The sequence below is a fragment of the Testudinibacter aquarius genome (assembly GCF_004342725.1).
Lineage (GTDB): Bacteria > Pseudomonadota > Gammaproteobacteria > Enterobacterales > Pasteurellaceae > Chelonobacter > Chelonobacter aquarius.
In genome coordinates, this window is sequence record NZ_SMCP01000001.1 from 135,288 (window position 1) to 154,864 (window position 19,577).

Below are 19,577 nucleotides of genomic sequence, written 5' to 3' on the forward strand. Positions count from 1 at the left end.
CAATTCAATCGCATATTCAGCTAACAAACTCAACCCAGAAGACAACAACCCCATGCTAAGCAGCAACAAAAACGCCATGTTTCGCTATCGACGTACACTGATGATCACCGCACTTTTGCTGTTTTTGCTGATTTTTGCCACGCCACGGCTGCTCGATCGCTGCTTTCCACTCGATTTGCAGCGTTATCAGCAACATTCATTGCTCATTACCGATCGTAATGGGGAATGGCTGCGTTGGTATCTTTCACCGGATCAAACATGGCGCTTGCCGCTGCAACAAAACCAGCTACCAAACGACTATTTGATGCTGTTGATCAACTACGAAGACCGCCGTTTTTATCAACACAGCGGCATTGATTATCGTGCCGTTATGCGCGCTGTCGGGCAGAATTTGACCCGAGGGCGCATCATATCCGGCGCTTCGACCTTGAGTATGCAAACTGCACGGCTGCTGATGCCGCATTCCCGTGGTTGGTCAGGCAAGTTCACAGAACTGTTTCGGGCTTGGCAACTGGAACACCATTTCAGCAAAGCACAAATTTTACAAATGTATATGCAGCTGGCGCCGATGGGCGGAAATCTGGAAGGGGTCACCAGCGCCGCTTACTACTATTTCAACAAACCGGCTGACAAACTGTCACTAGCAGAAGCTGCATGGTTGGTTTCATTGCCGCAATCGCCGTATTACTACCATCCGCTGCGCTATCCACAACGGGCAAAACAGGTACGGGATCGCGTGTTGCAACGGGCGCTAGAGGCTAAGTTGATCAGCCCGGCACAATACCAAAGTGCGGTTTCGCAGGCGGTAGAAATTCAAGTAACCGCCTTTCCGCTGATTGCTCCGCACTTTAGCGATCAGAAACGTGCTCAAAAACGTAACCAGGCTCACCAACAAGCGGTGATCAAAACTTCGCTGCATAAACCGCTGCAAGTTGAACTGGAAAAATTACTGCAACGCAGCCTATATAATCGCCATCCAAACAGCAATCTGGCAGCGGCGATTATAGATAACCACAGCGGAGAATATCTTGCTTACGTCGGCTCCGCGGATTTCTTTTCACAAGCCCGCTCCGGACAAGTGGATATGCTGCAGGCGGTGCGTTCGCCCGGCTCTGCGCTGAAACCGTTTATTACGCTGTTTGCCTTCGACTGGCTGAATTATCAGCCTGCCACGCTGATTCAAGATACCCCGATTACCGCCGATAGTTATCAGCCGACAAATTATGACGGACACTATCAGGGCGAAATCAGTCTGGCGACCGCCTTGGTGCGGTCACGCAATGTGCCGGCGGTTCGGCTGCTGCGCATGATTAATCCGTTTCGATTTAACCATCACTTGCAGCAGCAAGGTTTGACACTCTATTATCCGCCAAATGCGCAACCGAATTTGGCCGTTGCCTTGGGCGGCGTTGGGATTAAAGGCAGCCAATTGCTACAGCTATACCGCACTTTGGCGAATTGCGCGTATCAAAATAGTGTGGACGAGAAAGCCGCATCGAACCGTTCACAACGTTTGGCGACGGCGCAAAGCTGTTGGCAAGTCAGCGAAATTTTACAACAGAGTCAAGATCAAAACGGGCGGATATTTTGGGGCAAAGAGCCGGTCGCATTTAAAACCGGTACGGCTTACGGCTGGCGCGATCAGTGGTTGTTCGCCTACACCAAACAATACAGTTTGGTGTTGTGGAGCGGTCGTGCAGATGGAAAATTTGCCGAGCAGCGTGCCAGCGCCGAAGACCTAATCCCGCTGTTGCGTAATGTTTTAAATCTGCTGCCTAACCCTCCGCGCAGCTACACGCCGCCGAGCTATCCACTGGTAATTCGCAGCGGTAGCTTGCCAACTCATTTGCAACGTGTCAACGAACAATCGATTGCCAATCCGCAACGCGCAAGCGGACGCAGCACCCAAAGTGCGGTCAGCACCGCCCATTTGCCGTTGTCAATCAATACACCGCTGCATAATAGTCAGTTGGAATTCCCACAGGCACGAGATTTAAGCTTACAAATCAGCGGCGGCAAACCACCGTATTTATGGTTTTTAAACGACAATCTGATTGAACAGGGTTTTCAAACCCGCTATTTACTACCGATTAACGGCAATGGCAGTTACCGTTTGGTGGTGGTGGACAGCAATGGCGACAGCGTGCAGAGCGATTTTCGGATCCGTTTTGTTGCGACGCCGCAATCTACTCCTAATCGCGCCAAAATAATCCCGGCGACCGCCGCTGAGCCTGCGACTTCAGCCAATGCTGATTAGGGTCTGTTGACTTTTGTGTATAATTTAAGCAATAGACAAACATCAATAGACCCTAGCCAGCGCAAAAATCAAGTTATTTTTTTTCGTTTTTTAGACATCGATTCGGGATCTTAAGCGCACTTTATTGTATCATTACACCTTACTTCGGTTTTTAACCACCTACCGTTAAAATAAATTAAAACAATAAATAACATGGAGTATCAACGTGTCTTCTCTTTGGCAAGATTGTCTTTCGCATTTACAAGATAAAGTGTCCACCATGGACTTCAGCACTTGGTTAAGACCATTGCAGGCGGAAATCACCGATGACGGCTTGATCCTCTATGCCCCAAACCGCTACGTCAAAAAATGGGTCGAAGATAAATATCTGCCACAAATTAGAGAAACAGCTTCTTTCTTATCTAAAAATGAACGTTTTGGGGTCAAAATTATCGACGGCATCAAACCGGAAAATAAGCCTCAAGCTAAACCGCAAACCAGCATACTAAACGCTAACAAAGCGGCGGAAAATAAACCGTTTCGCAGCAATTTGAATCCGAAGCACACCTTTGACAATTTCGTGGAAGGGAAATCTAACCAGATGGCACGAGCTGTAGCACAAAAAGTGGCGGATAATCCCGGTGGCCCGACGTCCAATCCGCTCTATCTATACGGTGGTACCGGTTTGGGTAAAACCCACTTGCTGCATGCCATCGGTAACGGCATTGTGGCGTTAAATCCCGATGCCAAAGTGGTTTATATGCACTCGGAACGCTTTGTGCAGGATATGGTGAAAGCGCTACGCAACGACAATATCGAAAATTTTAAAAAATTCTACCGCTCTTTGGATGCACTACTGATCGATGACATCCAATTTTTCGCAGGCAAAGAGGGCTCACAGGAGGAGTTTTTCCATACGTTTAACGCCCTGTTTGAAAGCAACCATCAGATTATTTTAACCTCAGATCGCTACCCGAAAGAGATCGATAAAATTGAAGATCGGTTGAAATCCCGCTTCGGCTGGGGCTTGAGTATTGCTATTGAGCCGCCGGATCTCGAAACTCGTGTCGCCATTTTAATGAAAAAAGCCGAAGAAAATAGTCTGGCGCTGCCGGAAGAAGTCGCATTTTTTATCGGACAAAAACTGCGTACCAACGTGCGCGAACTGGAAGGCGCTCTAAATCGGGTCAGTGCCTATGCCAATTTCACCGGCAAACACATCACCATTGATTTTGTGCGTGAAGCCCTGAAAGATATGCTGGCATTGCAAGACAAGCTGGTCACCATTGAAAATATTCAGAAAACCGTTGCTGAATACTACAAAATTAAGGTGTCGGATCTGAAATCCAAAAGCCGTTCGCGCTCAGTGACTCGACCACGCCAACTGGCCATGGCGCTGGCAAAAGAGCTGACCAACCGCAGCTTGCCGGAAATCGGCAAAGCGTTCGGCGATCGCGATCATACTACCGTACTGCACGCCTGCCGCACCATTGCGGATTTACGCGAAAAAGACAATAATATTCAAGAAGATTTTTCCAATTTAATTAGAACCTTATCGGCATAACTTATCTACATAAAAAGAAAATAAGAGGTTGAATATGCAATTCTCTATCACAAGGGAAAACCTGATTAAACCCCTGCAACAAGTGTGTGGCGTATTAAACTCACGTCCGCCAACGGCGGTGTTGCACAATTTATTGCTGCAAGTCGATCAAAATCGTTTGATTTTGACCGGCACCGATTTGGAAGTGGAACTCTCCACTCAATCGCAACTAACAAGTGCGGCACAAGACGGATTTTATACCATTCCCGGTAAAAAGTTCTTAGATATCTGCCGTAGTTTTAACGATGATGCCGAAATTAACGTAGTGTTCGAAGAAGATCGTGCGATTATCAGCAGCGGGCGCAGCCGTTTCACACTCTCTACCCTACCAGCCAATGAGTACCCGACTTTAACCGATTGGCACGTCGAAGTGGATTTCACCGTGGAGCAGGAAACCTTGAGCCGTTTGATTGACGCCACCCAATTTTCGATGGCAAATCAAGATGCCCGCTATTTTTTAAACGGCATGAAATTCGAAACCGAAGGCAATTTGTTACGCACCATCGCCACCGACGGCCATCGCTTAGCCGTTTGCACCATTGCTCTAGAGCAGTCGCTGCCGAATCATTCGGTAATTATGCCGCGTAAAGGGGTGTTGGAACTCAACCGCTTATTGAACGAGCCTAGCCAGCCAGTGCGAATCCAAATCGGCACCAGCAATATTCGGGTACAATTCGAACACACCGTATTCACCTCGAAACTGATCGATGGACGTTTCCCGGATTATCGTCGCGTATTGCCGCGCAATGCCGATCACATTATTGAAGCCGATTGGGCAACGTTAAAACAAGCCTTCTCACGCGCCGCAATTCTCTCCAACGAGCGGATTCACGGTGTGCGCTTGGCACTGAGCCTGAACCAAATGGGCATCACCTCCAGCAATGCAGAAAAAGACGTTGCCGAAGAAGTGATCGATATTCAATATGATAATGACGAAATGGAAATCAGCTTTAATGTCAGTTACCTTTTGGATGTCCTTAACGCCTTAAAATGTGAAAAAGTGCGGTTTCGTTTCAGCGACTCCAACTCCAGCTGCCTAATTGAAGACTGCAACGAAGCCAGCGCAGAATACGTCATTATGCCGATGCGGTTATAACGGTTATTGCTGTGGCACTTTCCAGACTGATTATTAATGGGTTTCGCAATTTGCAAGCCGTGGATTTTGAACCAAATCCCGGCTTCAATTTTATTGTCGGCAACAACGGCAGCGGCAAAACCAGCCTGCTGGAAGCCGTTTATTACCTTGGACACGGGCGCTCGTTTAAAAGTGCGGTCAGTCAACGGATTATCCACTACGAACAACCGCACTTCACCCTGCACGCCCGCATGAACGAGCAGCAGCATGAGTGGGCGTTGGGCTTGCAGAAAACCCGTCAAGGCGACACCACAGTAAAAATCAACGGCGAAGACGGCAACAAAATCGCTGATTTGGCACAATTATTGCCGATGCAGATTATTTCTCCCGAGGGCTTGAGTTTACTCAACGGCGGCCCGGCGTTTCGACGTGCGTTTTTGGATTGGGGCTTGTTTCATCACCAAACCGAATTTTATGCCTGTTGGGCAAGGCTGCGCCGCCTGTTGAAACAGCGCAACGCTGCGTTGCAACAAAGTTCGCAATATGCGCCGTTGAAAATTTGGGACGACGAATTGTCACCCTTGGCACAGCAAGTCAGTGACTGGCGCAGACAGTATGCTGAGGCGTTGCGCCCCAATATTGAAAAGAGTTGTCGCCTGTTCTTACCAGAGCTAGAGATTCAAGTCAGCTTCCATCAAGGTTGGGATAAAGATCTCGCTTATGCCGAACTGCTGGCGCAGAATTTTGAGCGGGATAAAAATATCGGTTACACCGTCTCCGGCCCGCAAAAAGCCGATTTTCGCTTTAAAGCCAACGGCTTGCCGGTCGATGATGTATTGTCACGCGGACAGTTAAAACTGATGATGTGCGCCCTACGTTTGGCACAAGGCGAACATTTAACCGAAACCAAACAGCGCCACTGCCTGTTCTTACTGGACGACTTCGCCTCCGAGTTGGATCAACATAAACAAAGCCTGCTGGCAGAAAGGCTACAACACAGCGCTTCACAAGTCTTCATCACAGCCATCTCTCAAGATCAACTGAAACAGATGCCGGTGGCAAAGGGATCATTATTTGAGTTACAGCAAGGGGAATTAGCTCGTTTGCCTTGACCGCACTTTGCTTTTTTACTTTCATCTTAAAAATTACAACAGAAGTATTGCCCTAAATGTAGGGGCGCATTGAATGCGCCCACGGTACTTTATTATAAATAAAAAATTGAAAGTGCGGTGCAGTTGGTTTTAAATTCCCCATCTGTAGTGCCTGAGCGTTTGCGTGAAGATTTCAAGGTCAATTTGTCGTGTTCGAAGCCTGCACAGCAGGCAAGTTTACAAATTGACCGTAGAAATTAGCAAAGGCGAAGATCAGCACTACAATTGGGGCGTGTTTCTTTGCCTTCTTTATTTGCACGAGCAAAGAAAGAAGGTCGCCATCGGCGAAACCCGATAGCTAAATTTCAACCGACCAATAAAAAAAATCAAAGTATGGTCAGCATTCGGGCGAAAAAGAGATAACGAATGAATAAAAGAAAAAACACAAAATACGGGCAAAATCTGTTATAATTGTTCAAATTTTTTGAATAAAAACTGAGAGAAAATATGTCTTCAGATATGCCTAACAACACAGTAGCAAATGCTTATGATTCTTCCAGTATCAAAGTCTTAAAAGGATTGGATGCGGTCAGAAAACGTCCGGGAATGTATATTGGTGACACCGATGACGGCAGCGGTTTACATCATATGGTATTTGAGGTGGTTGACAACTCAATTGACGAAGCGCTTGCCGGTTACTGCCAAGACATCATCATCACCATACATACCGACAACTCCGTTTCTGTACAAGACGATGGCCGTGGTATTCCGGTCGGTATCCACCCGGAAGAAGGCGTTTCTGCCGCTGAAGTGATCATGACCGTGTTGCATGCCGGCGGAAAGTTCGATGATAACTCCTACAAAGTGTCCGGTGGTTTGCACGGCGTCGGTGTATCTGTAGTGAATGCGCTGTCTGACAAACTATTACTGACCATTCGCCGCGAAGGTAAAGTGCATGAACAAACCTATCACTTAGGCGTGCCACAAGCCCCGTTAAGCGTGATTGGTGAAACGGAACAAACCGGTACTGCCGTGCGTTTCTGGCCAAGCCCGACGATTTTCACCAATATCGAATTCCAGTATGAAATTCTAGCGAAACGGTTGCGTGAACTGTCGTTTTTGAATTCCGGCGTCTCGATTAAATTGATCGATAAACGCAGCGATAAGCAAGATCACTTCAAATATGAAGGCGGTATCCGTGCTTTCGTTGAGCATTTGAACAAAAACAAAACCCCGATTCACCCACAGCCTTTCTATTTCTCCACCGAGAAAGACAATATCGGCGTTGAAGTGGCACTGCAATGGAACGACGGTTTTCAGGAGAATCTGTACTGCTTCACCAATAATATTCCGCAACGTGACGGCGGCACCCATTTGGCTGGCTTCCGTGGTGCGCTGACCCGAACCCTCAATAACTACATGGAAAATGAGGGTTACAATAAAAAATCCAAAATCAACACTTCCGGCGACGATGCCCGTGAAGGATTGGTAGCGATTATCTCGGTTAAAGTGCCGGATCCTAAATTTTCTTCACAAACCAAAGATAAGTTGGTCTCTTCCGAAGTAAAAAGTGCGGTTGAGTCAGCAATGGGCGAGCGTTTGCAGGAATATCTGTTAGAAAACCCAAACGATGCCAAAATTATTGTCGGCAAAATTATTGATGCCGCACGCGCACGTGAAGCCGCCCGCAAAGCGCGCGAAATGACCCGCCGTAAAGGCGCATTGGATCTAGGCGGCTTACCGGGTAAGTTAGCCGACTGCCAAGAACGTGACCCGGCACTGTCCGAACTATATATCGTGGAAGGGGATTCAGCCGGCGGATCGGCAAAACAAGGACGCAACCGTAAAAACCAAGCGATTTTGCCGTTGAAAGGAAAAATCTTGAACGTCGAAAAAGCCCGTTTTGACAAAATGCTCTCTTCACAAGAGGTGGCCACACTGATTACCGCACTGGGTTGTGGTATCGGGCGTGACGAATATAATCCGGAAAAACTGCGCTATCACAAAATCATCATCATGACCGATGCCGACGTGGACGGTGCGCATATCCGTACCCTGTTGCTGACCTTCTTCTATCGCCAAATGCCGGAATTGATTGAAAAAGGTTATGTGTATATTGCTCAGCCGCCGCTGTATAAAGTGAAAAAAGGCAAACAAGAACAATATATTAAAGACGATGAAGCCATGACCCAATATGAGCTTGCGATTGCGTTGGACGGCGCCGGACTGCATGTTTCCGGCACTGCACCGGCAATGAGCGGTTTGCCATTGGAAAAATTGATCGGCGAATATAACAACGTCAATAAGATGATTGCCCGTTTGGTGCGCCATTACCCAACCGCACTTTTGCAAGAGTTGATCTACGCCCCAACATTAAGTGTTGAGTTGATGAAAAACAAAACCGAGTTGGAGAACTGGTCGCAGCAATTGCTGGCAAATCTGAAAAACAAAGATATCGGCGGCAACCACTACGCTATCTGCACAGTTTATAACCAAGAGCGGCATCTGGATGAAGTGGTGCTGACCGTACGTACCCATGGTATTGACAGCAACTATCACCTTGACTTCCACTTTGCCGAAGGCTCAGAATATCAACGCATCGTCAAATTGGGCGAACAGTTACGCAACCTGATCGAAGCCGGTGCCTATGTAGTACGTGGCGAACGTCAACTGGAAATCACCTCTTTCGAGCAGGCGGTTGACTGGCTAGTCAAAGAATCCCGTCGTGGTTTGGGAATTCAACGCTATAAAGGACTGGGAGAAATGAATCCGGAACAGCTTTGGGAAACCACCATGGATCCCAACGCCCGTCATATGCTGCAAGTCACCATTAAAGACGCAGTGGCAGCAGATCAACTATTCACCACCCTAATGGGTGATGAAGTCGAACCCCGCCGTGACTTTATCGAAAGTAATGCGTTACAGGCGAATTTGGATATTTAGTTTCATTACAGGTTTACTTGGCTAGCAGTAAAACTGTTAGCCAAAATTCTAATAATGTCTTATTCAGGTAATAATATGATTCCTAAAATTTATGTTATTAATTTAAAAACTTCTATTGATCGTAAAGAACATATGGATCAACAATTTAAATTATTAGTGAAAAAACATCCTGAGTTAAAATTAAATATTGAATATTTCCCCGCCGTTCACGGTACAAGAGAACCGAAGCACCCGTTATTTAAAAAATACAATGCCGGGAAACATTTTACTCGTAAAGGTCGTCATTTATCTCTATCTGAACTAGGTTGCTTTGCTAGCCATTATCTAGTCTGGCAGCAATGCCTAAATAATGGCATGCCAATTATTGTATTAGAAGATGATGCAAACTTATTAGATAACTTTGTATATTTTTTACAGGAAGCTAATGATTTGGCTGAAAAATATCAATTTCTCTGGCTTCACAAAAACCATCGTTCAAGTAAATATATCACTATTGCAAAAACACAATATTTTACTGTTGCAAAATATTTTCGTGAATTTATGTGTACTACAGGTTATTTACTAACACCTGAAACCGCTCAGAAGTTTATTAATTATTTTGATGAAATCATTTATCCTGTAGACGATCAAATGTCACGTTTCTACGAAAATAAAGTAGAAAATTTTTCAGTATATCCTCCCTGTATTATTGATGCTGAGCTAGAATCGATTATCACGCAAGAAGGTAGATCAAAATCTGCATTAAATATTTTATCTAAGCTAAAAAGAGAATACTACTCCACAAAAGATAATATATGTCGTTTTATATATAATTTAAAATACAGAATTTAGTTTCTTTCATTTATCTTTCTTATTATTTAATGTCCGACTCAAATATAAACTATATATACAACCTAAAAAAACAGTTTGTATATATTCTCCAGTTTTAAACATGAAAAAAGATTCAAATATATTAATAACATAGTAGTATGAACTAAAAGCTATTGCACCCCAAATAACATAATTTCTATACATGCTTTTCATCATAAATACATTTTTAAAAACTATAAAGAAAATTCCTAGAACAACAAATAATCCAAGTAATCCATAAGAAATCAATATCTCAATATATCCATTATGTAAATGTTGAAATTCATCTTTTACCGCTTGTGTCAGATAGGGTGATTTTTGTATCACAAACGCTCTTGCATTTCTATCTCCCAAACCCAGTATAGGATATTCCTTTATCCAATCAAAAGAGGAATACCAAAACTTCACCCGTAAACCAACACTAGAACTAGCAATTTCATCAGGTTCCTTTTCTAAAAGCCCGGCAATAACCTCATGTTCTTCAAATACCCTAGAATTGATTTGAGGTACTTGTAATAAACTATATATTAGTAAGAAACTACTAATTAATACAACTATGATTTTAACAAGAAACTTCATATTAAATGAAACATTCCTAAAAAAAACATAAAATATCAATATTACTAAAACACAAAATAATGCTAGCCATATTGATCTAGAGAATGTCATATAAACTAATAATAAATTTATAACGGATATAATAGCTAAAAAAGAGACATAACTAATTCCATACCAAGTACGTAAATAAATCCTAAATTCTTTTATAAAAAAATATATCATAAAAATTGAGGCTAATATTGAACTGCCCGCCAGTGCCGCAGTATGATTAGCATTAGTAATGCCAAAATCAACACGTTGTCCTGTTAATCCTAATAAAAATTCATCTACAGGTGCATTTGAATGTAAAATACAAGCTAATATAACACCCAAACAATACGCAGTTAAGGTAGAAAATATATAATAAGCATTCCCTTTCAACCAATAAGCCAATATGAAAAAATAAAATAGATTAGCTAGAGGGCTTAATGAAAAAAATGAAGGAGTGTATGGAGTAAAATATATCCCATGAAACCAAGATAATATTTGTGACAGCAAGGATAACAAAAAAAGCCAAAGAATTTTATCTTGTATTAGAACCTTCCAGTTAGAAATAAGCCCTATAATAAAACCAAGGACTAATAATGTTAAAAACACATCACCTATATTACGATCAGCAACTTTGAACAGTGTATAGCCCAATGTAGAAATGAACATTACATATTCAGTTATTTTTCTTTCAACTATATTTTTCAAAGAAAACATAAAATTATCTTCTATAAAGCATCATATTCAGAACAATATAAATAAAAATATCGGCCTACAAATGAATCTGGATTAAATGGTTTATTTTTATCTATATTTCCTCTACGTAACATTTCATTCCATAAATGCACCATAGTAGTATTCTTATAAAGAGGCTCACCAACTAACGTTTCATCAAAAAGTGCATCGAAATTACTGCAATCTATAGGATAAAAAAAAGTAAAATCTTTTATAATACAATCTTTTTGCGTACCAAGATAATTAATAACACGAGTTAGTGCCGGTGGTCCAGCCGTCTCGCCCCATCCAATTTGCTCACTATTATTTATTAGCTTCTTAAAAATTTTTTTCCTTTTTATTCTTCTTGTATCATAAGGCTTTATTTTATTAGGATTTAATGCACAGTCTAACATTTCTAATACGATCGGATGCTGAGGAGGAAACTTTAAAAATGCACAATTAAATGAATTATTCGACTGTTTACCAACAATAGCCTCTTCTTTAAATTCAAACGGATGAATACAAAGCATGTCTGTATCACAGTAGTAGCCTCCTTTTACTGCCAATAACTTCCAACGAAAAAGATCGGCAAACGCAGCATAAGATCCTTTGTGTAAAAAAATCTGTTCTTTAGGAACAACCTCATTAGCATCGAAGCATAAAACATCTTTGGGTAATCCAGCAATCTGACTATATGCATATAAATGAACAGAATGTCCATTAGCAATAAACGACTGCATACAAAGATACTCTAATCGACTTATTGAGTCGCCAATCCACACCATTTGAATAGGATCTTTATTCATTTTAATTTTCCTTAGCGTATTCTCCAACAATAAAATAATATCATATAACTAAGAATCTGAATATTCTCTATTTTATAAAACAACCGCGCTTTACTTTTTACGCATTAATAAGCAAAGCGCGGTTACTATTAAAAACCAGAGAATAAAAAACTACTTCCCACTATCCCCATAGTTGCCCAACACACGGGCGCTTGGGTCGTTGACGTTGCAGCCTTGCCATGCTTTGTTCGGCATCCAGAAATCTTTGATCCAGCCTGCGTTGTTCGGATAGAATTTTTCAAAAATATCTCGATACAACAAGGATTCTTTGGTAAACGGTGTTCCGTACGGGTATTTGTCTTTTGCCGCTAGCACAACATCTTGCTCTGTGTATTTTTCTTCGGCATAAGCTTTCAGATAATCCACCATCGAGTGCCCGACCGCATCGCTGAATGCCGCTTTTTCGCGCATCAAAATACTGTCTGGCAGGTAGTTCAATCCTTCAAATGCGTGGCGCAGCAGATATTTGCCTTTGCCGTACACATTCATTTTCTTCTCAGGGTTGATGCTCATCGCATAGTCGACAAAATCCAGATCACCGAACGGCACCCGTGCTTCGAGCGAATTGGCGGCTAAACAACGGTCAGCACGCAGCACGTCATACATATACAATTCACGGATCCGTTTTTGTGCTTCTTGTTGGAAGGCTTCAGCGTTCGGGGCAAAATCAGTATATTTATAACCAAAAATTTCATCGCTGACTTCACCGGTCAACAACACTTTCAAATTGGTGTTTTCACGAATATATTTACACACCAAATACATGCCGATACTGGCTCGGATAGTGGTGATATCCCAAGTTTCCAGATGCCAAATCAGCTTTTCCAAACATCCCAACACATCTGCTTTGGTCATAATCACTTCAGTGTGTTCTGTACCCAGAAAATCCGCCACTTCTTTGGCATATTTCAAATCAATCGGGTCGGTTTCCATACCCACAGCAAAAGTTTTAATCGGTTTCTTCAGGTTTTTTTGCGCAATCGCACACACTAGCGAAGAATCTAAACCGCCACTCAATAAAAAACCCAATGGTGCATCCGCATGCAAGCGTTTGATCACCGCACTTTCCAATTTTTCACGCAGATTCTTGGCAATGGTCGGAATGTCATGGTCATACACCATTTTGGGATCGGCAATATCATTGTATTGTGTAAACTTACCGTCTTTGTAGTAATGTCCCGGAGGGAAAGGTTTCACTTCACGGCAAAATTCAACCAGCGCTTTAGCTTCCGAGGCAAAAGCAATTTTACCACTTTGCTTATCATAGCCGTAAAACATCGGGCGAATGCCAATCGGATCGCGCGCCGCCATCACTTGATCATGCTGTTTATCGAATAAAACCAATGCAAATTCGGCATCCAGCATTTTGACCATCACTTCAAAGCCAACACGTTCATACAGGGGGATCAACACTTCACAATCACTATCGGATTGAAACTCAAATTGGTCTTTTAGCAGTTCTCGCAATGCTTCAAAGTTATATACTTCGCCATTACAGATCAGCTCATACCCATTGTGTTTAAATGGCTGATTGCCATTGTTGGAAAGATCCATAATTGACAGGCGGTGGAAGCCCCATAAACCACTCTCTTCGCCAGTTAAACTTTGATTATCCGGCCCACGGTGAAAAATTTTATCATAACCACGCTTAAAATCTGTCGTTGACATTTGTTGCTCAGAGGCGAATACAAACCCACACATAGTTGCTACTCCATTTTTATGTTTATTTTTTCTGGTACAAATTTTTCGCCATCATACAACGAAATTTAGAAAAAAAACAACCTTTACCGCATTTCAATAGAGAAAAAAACAATAGAATCCACAAAATGATATATTTAATATAAAAATATCATCATTTTTTAGTAAAAACACAAAACCGCACTTTCTTTATTAGAAAAGTGCGGTTCTGGTCAAACGCAATAAGGATTATTCCACCAAGAAGCAGGCTATTTTACTGCCGTCCGGATAGTCACGCAGTGCTGGTTTTGCTTGAAAACAGCGGGGTTCTGCCAAACGACAGCGTCCACTGAAGGCACAGCCTTGTGGCGGCTTAAGCGGGCTGGGCAGTTCGCCGCTTAATTTAATCCGCTCACGCCGTTTTTCCGGGGACAAGCGTGGCGTTGCTGACAGCAAAGCTTGCGTGTAGGGGTGGCGTGGGTTGCTGAAAATCTGTTCAGTGGTACCCTGCTCCACACAGCGCCCCAAATACATCACGATCACCTCGTCAGCAATATGCTCTACCACGGATAAATCATGTGAAATAAAGATATACGAGAGCCCCAGTTGGTTTTGCAGATCCATCATTAAGTTCAGCACCTGTGCTCGCACCGACACATCCAACGCCGAGACCGGCTCGTCTGCGACCACAATATCCGGATTCAGTACTAAACCACGCGCAATCGCAATCCGCTGCCGCTGGCCGCCGGAAAACATATGCGGGTAACGATCATAAAACTCGGATCGCAACCCCACTTGCGCCATGATCTCCAGTACTTTGGCTTTGCGCTGCTCCGCAGTTAAATCAGTGTTAATCAGCAGTGGTTCTTCCAAAATCGTGCCGACTTTTTTACGCGGGTTGAGTGACGCATACGGATTTTGGAACACAATTTGGATTTTTTGCCGACGCAATTTTTTGATTTCATTATCATTCAGCAAAAAATTTTGTCCGTTATAATACAACTCTCCGTTGGTAGGCTCTTCAATCATGGTTAATAGCCGCGCCAGTGTGGATTTTCCACAGCCGGATTCGCCCACCACTGCCAGCGTTTTGCCTCTTTCCAAATTAAACGAAACACCGTCCAATGCTTTCACTTGTTGGGTTTTGGAAAATAATCCTTTTTTCACCGGGTAATATTTTTTGAGATCAACTCCCTTCAATAACATATGTTCAGACATGAACCGGCTCTCCTTGGGCGTTTAATGGTGTGTGGCATTTCACCTGCCGATTAGCTAATTGATGCAAGTGCGGTTCTTCAACCCGACATTCATCGGTTGCATAAGGACAACGTGGGTTCAGCAAACAGCCGCTCGGGCGATCATACTTGCCCGGCACCACACCCGGCAACGAATGCAAGCGGGATTTGCCGACAGCAAACTCCGGTAATGATCGCAACAGCGCTTGAGTATAAGGGTGTTTCGGAGTCGAGAAAATATCAACTGCCCGTCCCTCTTCCACCACTTGCCCGGCATACATCACCAAAATCCGCTCGGCAGCTTCCGCCACCAATGCCAGATCGTGCGTGATCAGAATAAGTGCCATATTCTGCTTTTTCTGCAATTCCAGCAGCAAATCAATAATTTGTGCTTGAATGGTGACATCAAGTGCGGTCGTCGGTTCGTCGGCAATCAGCAATTTTGGACGGCAAGCAATTGCCATTGCAATCATCACCCGCTGGCTCATACCGCCGGACAACTGGTGCGGATAAACCGACAGGCGCGATTCCGGATCCGGAATACCGACCTGAGTCAACAGCTCAATGGCTCGTTGGCGACGACTTTGACGACTACCGCCTTCATGCACTTTCAAGGCTTCCATAATCTGAAAGCCGACACTATACGCCGGATTCAAGCTGGTCATCGGATCCTGAAAAATCATCGCCACTTCGGCGCCGACCAGTTCACGTTTTTTATTTTCTGAGATCGCCTGCAAATCATAGCCGTCAAAGGTCAAACTCTGCGCCTGCACTCGCCCCGGAAAATCGATCAACCCCATAATCGCCAGCGAACTGACCGATTTCCCCGAACCGGATTCACCGACAATCCCCAACACTTCGCCTTGTTTGATTTGATAGCTGATCCGATCCACCGCTTTAAACGGGGTTTTCTCATCACCAAAATGCACTGAAAGCTGATTAATTTCTAATAATGACATTCTGATCAGCTCCTTATTGTTTTAATTTCGGATCAAGGGCGTCACGCAAACCGTCACCCATTAAATTGAATGCCAACACCGTCAGCAAAATCGCCAAACCGGGAAAAGTGACCACCCACCAAGCCCGCTGCACAAACTGCAACGCTTCGGCAAGCATCGCCCCCCATTCCGGTGTCGGTGGCTGAGCACCAATGCCCAAAAAGCCCAACGCTGCCATATCCAAAATCGCATTGGAAAAACCCAGCGTGGTCTGCACGATTAACGGCGCCAAACAGTTAGGTAAAATAGTGATCAGCATTAAGCGAATCGGTCCGGCACCGGCAACACGCGAGGCGGTGACATAATCACGATTCAGCTCATTGAGCACCGAAGCCCGCGTCAAACGGACATAGCTTGGCAGCGACACCAAGGCGATCGCAAAAGAAGCATTTAACAATGAAGGCCCAAGAATCGCGACAATCGCAATAGCTAACAACAAGCTCGGCAGCGCCAGCATAATATCGATCACGCGCATGATGAAGATATCGATCCAGCCACCAAAATAACCGGAGATCAACCCTAACAACACACCGAAAACAAAAGACAGGCTCACAACCAGCAAGCCGATAAACAATGACAAACGTGCGCCGTAAATCAAACGTGACAAAATATCCCGCCCCACATCATCGGTGCCGAGAATGTAGCTCCAGCTACCGCCTTCCATCCACGCCGGCGGCATCAACAACGCATCGCGTGCCTGCGCAATCGGATCATGTGGTGCAACCACATTCGCCAGCAGGCTGACAGCAAAAATAAAAAGAATATAACTTAACCCGACAACCGCCCCCTTGCTATGGCTGAAGTGCGACCAAAACTCGGCAATCGGCCCTTTAGGTGCGGGAACAGGCGTTTGAATTTGAACAGTCTCTGACATAATTTCCTCTATTCAGTCGTACTGCAGTACTATTTACGATGACGAATACGAGGATTCAAAATCCCGTAAAGCAGATCAACAAACAGGTTTACCAAAATAATAATGGTGGCGATAATCAACACCGCCCCCTGCACCACCGGATAATCACGTGCACGAATCGCCTCGATCACCCATTTACCAATACCCGGCCAAGCAAAAATCGTTTCAGTCAAAATTGCACCGGATAACATCTGCCCGACAATCAACCCAACCACGGTCACCACCGGAATCAGCGCATTACGCAGCGCATGCACCACAATCACCCGCATTTTCGATAAGCCTTTGGCGCGAGCGGTACGAATATAATCTTCGCCCAACACTTCCAGCATGGAAGAACGGGTCATGCGCGAAATCACCGCCAGCGGAATTGTTCCTAACACAATTGACGGCAAAATTAAGTGCGACACCGCCGATTTAAAGGCGCCCGGCTCATCAGAAAGCCAACTGTCGATTAGCATAAAGCCTGTGATATCATCAATCCAAAATTGTGCGCCGATTCGTCCGGATACCGGCGTCAGATCCAGTTGCACCGACATCACCAACATCAGTAATAAACCCCACCAAAAAATCGGCATCGAATACCCGGTTAGCGACACGGCCATCACGCTGTGATCAAAAAATGAACCCCGTTTGACCGCGGCTAAAATACCGATTGGAATACCCAAAATCACCGCAAACAGAATTGCCATGGTGGTCAGTTCAATCGTTGCCGGAAACAGATTTAAAAACTCTTCGACAACCGGCTGGCTGTTTTTAAAGGAGATGCCAAGATCGCCTTGCGCCAGATCACCGAGATAATTGAAATATTGCTGATAAAGTGGCAGATCCAAGCCCATCTGCTTCAGCATTTGCGCATGCATTTCTGGGCTGAGTCCACGTTCCCCCATCCGAATTTCAATCGGATCGCCGGGAATAAAATGAATTAACGCAAAAGTCAACAAGGTGATCCCAATAAACGTCGGGATCACCATTAATATGCGTTTTAAAATAAACTGGAACATGAGGTTATCTCAAAATATGTTACTACTATCCCACACTGCCACTACGCAATATTGCCGCGCAACATCGAGATAACAGCGGGAAAAAGAAAAACCGCACTTTTACCATAAAAGTGCGGTCAAATACAGCACTATTCTAATTCTAGGTTATAAAAATTATGCAAACCGAACGGATCGATCACATAGTTTTTGACTTCTTTGCGAATCGGCAGATAAGTTGTCGAGTGGGCAATGGTAATCCACGGTGCTTGCTCCTTGAAAATAACTTGTGCTTGTTTATATAGCTCGCTGCGTTTTTCTTGGTCAGTGACCAACACCGCTTGTTTGATTAAATCGTCAAACGGCTTGTAGCACCATTTCGCATAGTTGGATCCTTGCTCTGCGGAAGCACAGCTTAACAACGTTCCCAAGAAATTATCCGGATCGCCGTTATCACCGGTCCAGCCCATCATGCCGGTCGGATCATCGCCTTTCTTCATGCGTTGCAAGTATTCACCCCATTCATAGCTCACAATCTTGGCTTTCACACCGACTGCAGCCCAGTCAGCCTGCACTAGCTCCGCCATACGACGTGCATTCGGGTTGTATGGACGAGACACCGGCATGGTCCAAAGTTCGGTTTCAAAACCGTTCGGAAAACCGGCTTCCGCTAACAACGCTTTGGCTTTTGTCGGATCATAGTCATAATCGACCACATCTTTATTATAGCCCCACATGGTTGGTGGCATTGGGTTTTTGGCTTTTTTAGCTGCGCCCAAATAAACGGCATCAATAATCGCATCTTTATTGACCGCATAATTCAGTGCCTGCCGCACTTTTTGATTTTCAAACGGTGCTTTCTGTACGTTAAAGTGCAAATACCCCACATTTAAACCGGCTTCTTCCATTAAATTAATGGCGCCATCCTTCTTCATTGCTTCCAAATCAGCCGGATTTGGATATGGCATAATATGACATTCGCCTTTTTGCAATTTGGCATAGCGTACAGAGGCATCTGGCGTAATCGAAAACACTAAGCGATCAATTTTTGAGCGCCCTTTCCAATAATTATCAAAGGCTTTATAGCGGATCGTAGCGTCTTTTTGGTAATTGACCAATTCAAACGGACCTGTGCCGATAGGGTCTTGATCGATTTTTTCCGGCGTGCCCGCTTTCAACATATTCTCAGCATATTCTGCAGACAGAATACCGGCAAAGTCCATCGCAATGTTAGCTAAAAAGGGAGCATTCGGTTGTTTTAAATAAATTTTAACCGTATAGTCGTCAACTTTTTCAAGCTTATCAAGAATATTCGGCATATCCATTCCGACAAAATATTCATAGCCCAAATTTGAGACTTTATGATATGGATTATTCGGATTCAGTTGGCGGTCAAACGAGAAAATCACATCATCGGCATTAAAATCACGGCTCGGTTTAAAATTTTTATTCGACTGGAACTTAACCCCTTTACGCAGATAAAACGTATAGGTTTTGCCATCTTCGGAAACATCCCATTTTTCGGCTAATGACGGCTGCACCGTGGTCTTACCCCGTTCAAACTCGGTTAAGCGGTTAAACATCGCTTGTCCACTGGCATCAATTGATGCTCCATCCGTCACCAACTGCGGATTAAATGCGGTTGGCGACGCTTCCGAGCAATATACTAAGGTTTTGGTTTCGGCGGCTGCCGAGAAAGAGGCTGACAATGCGATCGCTGTCAGCGATAAAGTCGCTAATCGTTTCATTCCTACACTCCGTTTATTGATGTGATTAAAATATAAGCTGTTTTCATTATTTATAGCACGAAAGTAACAGTGACTTTATAGTTAA

The 19,577-nt window shown here is 44.2% G+C and carries 14 protein-coding genes; 6 read left to right on the forward strand and 8 right to left on the reverse strand.

Annotated elements, in window-relative coordinates; genetic code table 11:
• Positions 1–52: 52 nt before the first annotated feature.
• The 6 genes from pbpC to EDC16_RS00690 all read left to right on the forward strand — a co-directional run bounded on the left by pbpC (position 53) and on the right by EDC16_RS00690 (position 9,779).
• A complete protein-coding gene (gene pbpC / locus EDC16_RS00665; RefSeq protein WP_132964361.1) occupies positions 53–2,257 on the forward strand; it encodes a penicillin-binding protein 1C in 2,205 nt (734 codons plus the stop codon).
• 199 nt (positions 2,258–2,456) lie between these two features.
• On the forward strand, positions 2,457–3,800 hold the full coding sequence (gene dnaA, locus EDC16_RS00670; RefSeq protein WP_132964363.1) for a chromosomal replication initiator protein DnaA: 1,344 nt from the start codon (positions 2,457–2,459) through the stop codon (positions 3,798–3,800).
• A 34-nt stretch (positions 3,801–3,834) separates the two neighbouring features.
• A complete protein-coding gene (gene dnaN, locus EDC16_RS00675; protein ID WP_132964365.1) occupies positions 3,835–4,935 on the forward strand; it encodes a DNA polymerase III subunit beta in 1,101 nt (366 codons plus the stop codon).
• Positions 4,936–4,946: 11 nt separating this feature from the next.
• Positions 4,947–6,026 carry a DNA replication/repair protein RecF gene (gene recF, locus EDC16_RS00680; RefSeq protein WP_132964367.1) on the forward strand — a complete coding sequence of 360 codons (1,080 nt, stop codon included), beginning with the start codon at positions 4,947–4,949 and terminating at the stop codon, positions 6,024–6,026.
• Positions 6,027–6,524: 498 nt separating this feature from the next.
• The gene (gene gyrB, locus EDC16_RS00685; protein WP_425275603.1) at positions 6,525–8,948 is read left to right on the forward strand and encodes a DNA topoisomerase (ATP-hydrolyzing) subunit B; all 2,424 of its coding nucleotides are present in this window, start codon (positions 6,525–6,527) and stop codon (positions 8,946–8,948) included.
• Between the two features lie 75 nt (positions 8,949–9,023).
• Positions 9,024–9,779, forward strand: coding sequence for a glycosyltransferase family 25 protein (locus EDC16_RS00690; RefSeq protein WP_157330451.1), 756 nt, complete (start codon positions 9,024–9,026; stop codon positions 9,777–9,779).
• A 6-nt stretch (positions 9,780–9,785) separates the two neighbouring features.
• Here the strand turns inward: EDC16_RS00690 and EDC16_RS00695 are convergent, their stop codons facing one another.
• The 8 genes from EDC16_RS00695 to EDC16_RS00730 all read right to left on the reverse strand — a co-directional run bounded on the left by EDC16_RS00695 (position 9,786) and on the right by EDC16_RS00730 (position 19,492).
• Positions 9,786–11,099 carry an O-antigen ligase family protein gene (locus EDC16_RS00695; RefSeq protein WP_132964373.1) on the reverse strand — a complete coding sequence of 438 codons (1,314 nt, stop codon included), beginning with the start codon at positions 11,097–11,099 and terminating at the stop codon, positions 9,786–9,788.
• A gap of 11 nt (positions 11,100–11,110) precedes the next feature.
• The gene (locus tag EDC16_RS00700) at positions 11,111–11,905 is read right to left on the reverse strand and encodes a glycosyltransferase (RefSeq protein ID WP_132964375.1); all 795 of its coding nucleotides are present in this window, start codon (positions 11,903–11,905) and stop codon (positions 11,111–11,113) included.
• Positions 11,906–12,055: 150 nt separating this feature from the next.
• Positions 12,056–13,645, reverse strand: coding sequence for an asparagine synthase B (gene asnB / locus EDC16_RS00705; RefSeq protein WP_132964377.1), 1,590 nt, complete (start codon positions 13,643–13,645; stop codon positions 12,056–12,058).
• 225 nt (positions 13,646–13,870) lie between these two features.
• Positions 13,871–14,839: a peptide ABC transporter ATP-binding protein gene (locus tag EDC16_RS00710; RefSeq protein WP_132964379.1), complete on the reverse strand. Its 969-nt coding sequence runs from the start codon at positions 14,837–14,839 to the stop codon at positions 13,871–13,873.
• On the reverse strand, positions 14,832–15,815 hold the full coding sequence (gene dppD / locus EDC16_RS00715) for a dipeptide ABC transporter ATP-binding protein (RefSeq protein WP_132964381.1): 984 nt from the start codon (positions 15,813–15,815) through the stop codon (positions 14,832–14,834). The genes EDC16_RS00710 and dppD overlap by 8 nt, the downstream gene beginning before the upstream one ends.
• A 13-nt stretch (positions 15,816–15,828) precedes the next feature.
• Positions 15,829–16,728: a dipeptide ABC transporter permease DppC gene (dppC, locus tag EDC16_RS00720; protein ID WP_132964383.1), complete on the reverse strand. Its 900-nt coding sequence runs from the start codon at positions 16,726–16,728 to the stop codon at positions 15,829–15,831.
• 29 nt (positions 16,729–16,757) lie between these two features.
• On the reverse strand, positions 16,758–17,768 hold the full coding sequence (locus EDC16_RS00725) for an ABC transporter permease subunit (RefSeq protein WP_132964385.1): 1,011 nt from the start codon (positions 17,766–17,768) through the stop codon (positions 16,758–16,760).
• A 128-nt stretch (positions 17,769–17,896) separates the two neighbouring features.
• Entirely contained in the window at positions 17,897–19,492 is a 1,596-nt protein-coding gene (locus EDC16_RS00730; protein ID WP_132964387.1) for an ABC transporter substrate-binding protein, read from the reverse strand.
• Between the last annotated feature and the right edge of the window lie 85 nt (positions 19,493–19,577).

What these genes read in the sequence shown, in the direction of transcription:
- pbpC (WP_132964361.1), top strand. Translation starts at nt 53, where the DNA reads ATGCTAAGCAGCAACAAAAACGCCATGTTTCGCTATCGACGTACACTG.
- dnaN (WP_132964365.1), top strand. Translation starts at nt 3,835, where the DNA reads ATGCAATTCTCTATCACAAGGGAAAACCTGATTAAACCCCTGCAACAA.
- gyrB (WP_425275603.1), top strand. Translation starts at nt 6,525, where the DNA reads ATGCCTAACAACACAGTAGCAAATGCTTATGATTCTTCCAGTATCAAA.
- EDC16_RS00690 (WP_157330451.1), top strand. Translation starts at nt 9,024, where the DNA reads ATGATTCCTAAAATTTATGTTATTAATTTAAAAACTTCTATTGATCGT.
- EDC16_RS00695 (WP_132964373.1), bottom strand. Translation starts at nt 11,099, where the DNA reads ATGTTTTCTTTGAAAAATATAGTTGAAAGAAAAATAACTGAATATGTA.
- EDC16_RS00700 (WP_132964375.1), bottom strand. Translation starts at nt 11,905, where the DNA reads ATGAATAAAGATCCTATTCAAATGGTGTGGATTGGCGACTCAATAAGT.
- asnB (WP_132964377.1), bottom strand. Translation starts at nt 13,645, where the DNA reads ATGTGTGGGTTTGTATTCGCCTCTGAGCAACAAATGTCAACGACAGAT.
- EDC16_RS00710 (WP_132964379.1), bottom strand. Translation starts at nt 14,839, where the DNA reads ATGTCTGAACATATGTTATTGAAGGGAGTTGATCTCAAAAAATATTAC.
- dppD (WP_132964381.1), bottom strand. Translation starts at nt 15,815, where the DNA reads ATGTCATTATTAGAAATTAATCAGCTTTCAGTGCATTTTGGTGATGAG.
- dppC (WP_132964383.1), bottom strand. Translation starts at nt 16,728, where the DNA reads ATGTCAGAGACTGTTCAAATTCAAACGCCTGTTCCCGCACCTAAAGGG.
- EDC16_RS00725 (WP_132964385.1), bottom strand. Translation starts at nt 17,768, where the DNA reads ATGTTCCAGTTTATTTTAAAACGCATATTAATGGTGATCCCGACGTTT.
- EDC16_RS00730 (WP_132964387.1), bottom strand. Translation starts at nt 19,492, where the DNA reads ATGAAACGATTAGCGACTTTATCGCTGACAGCGATCGCATTGTCAGCC.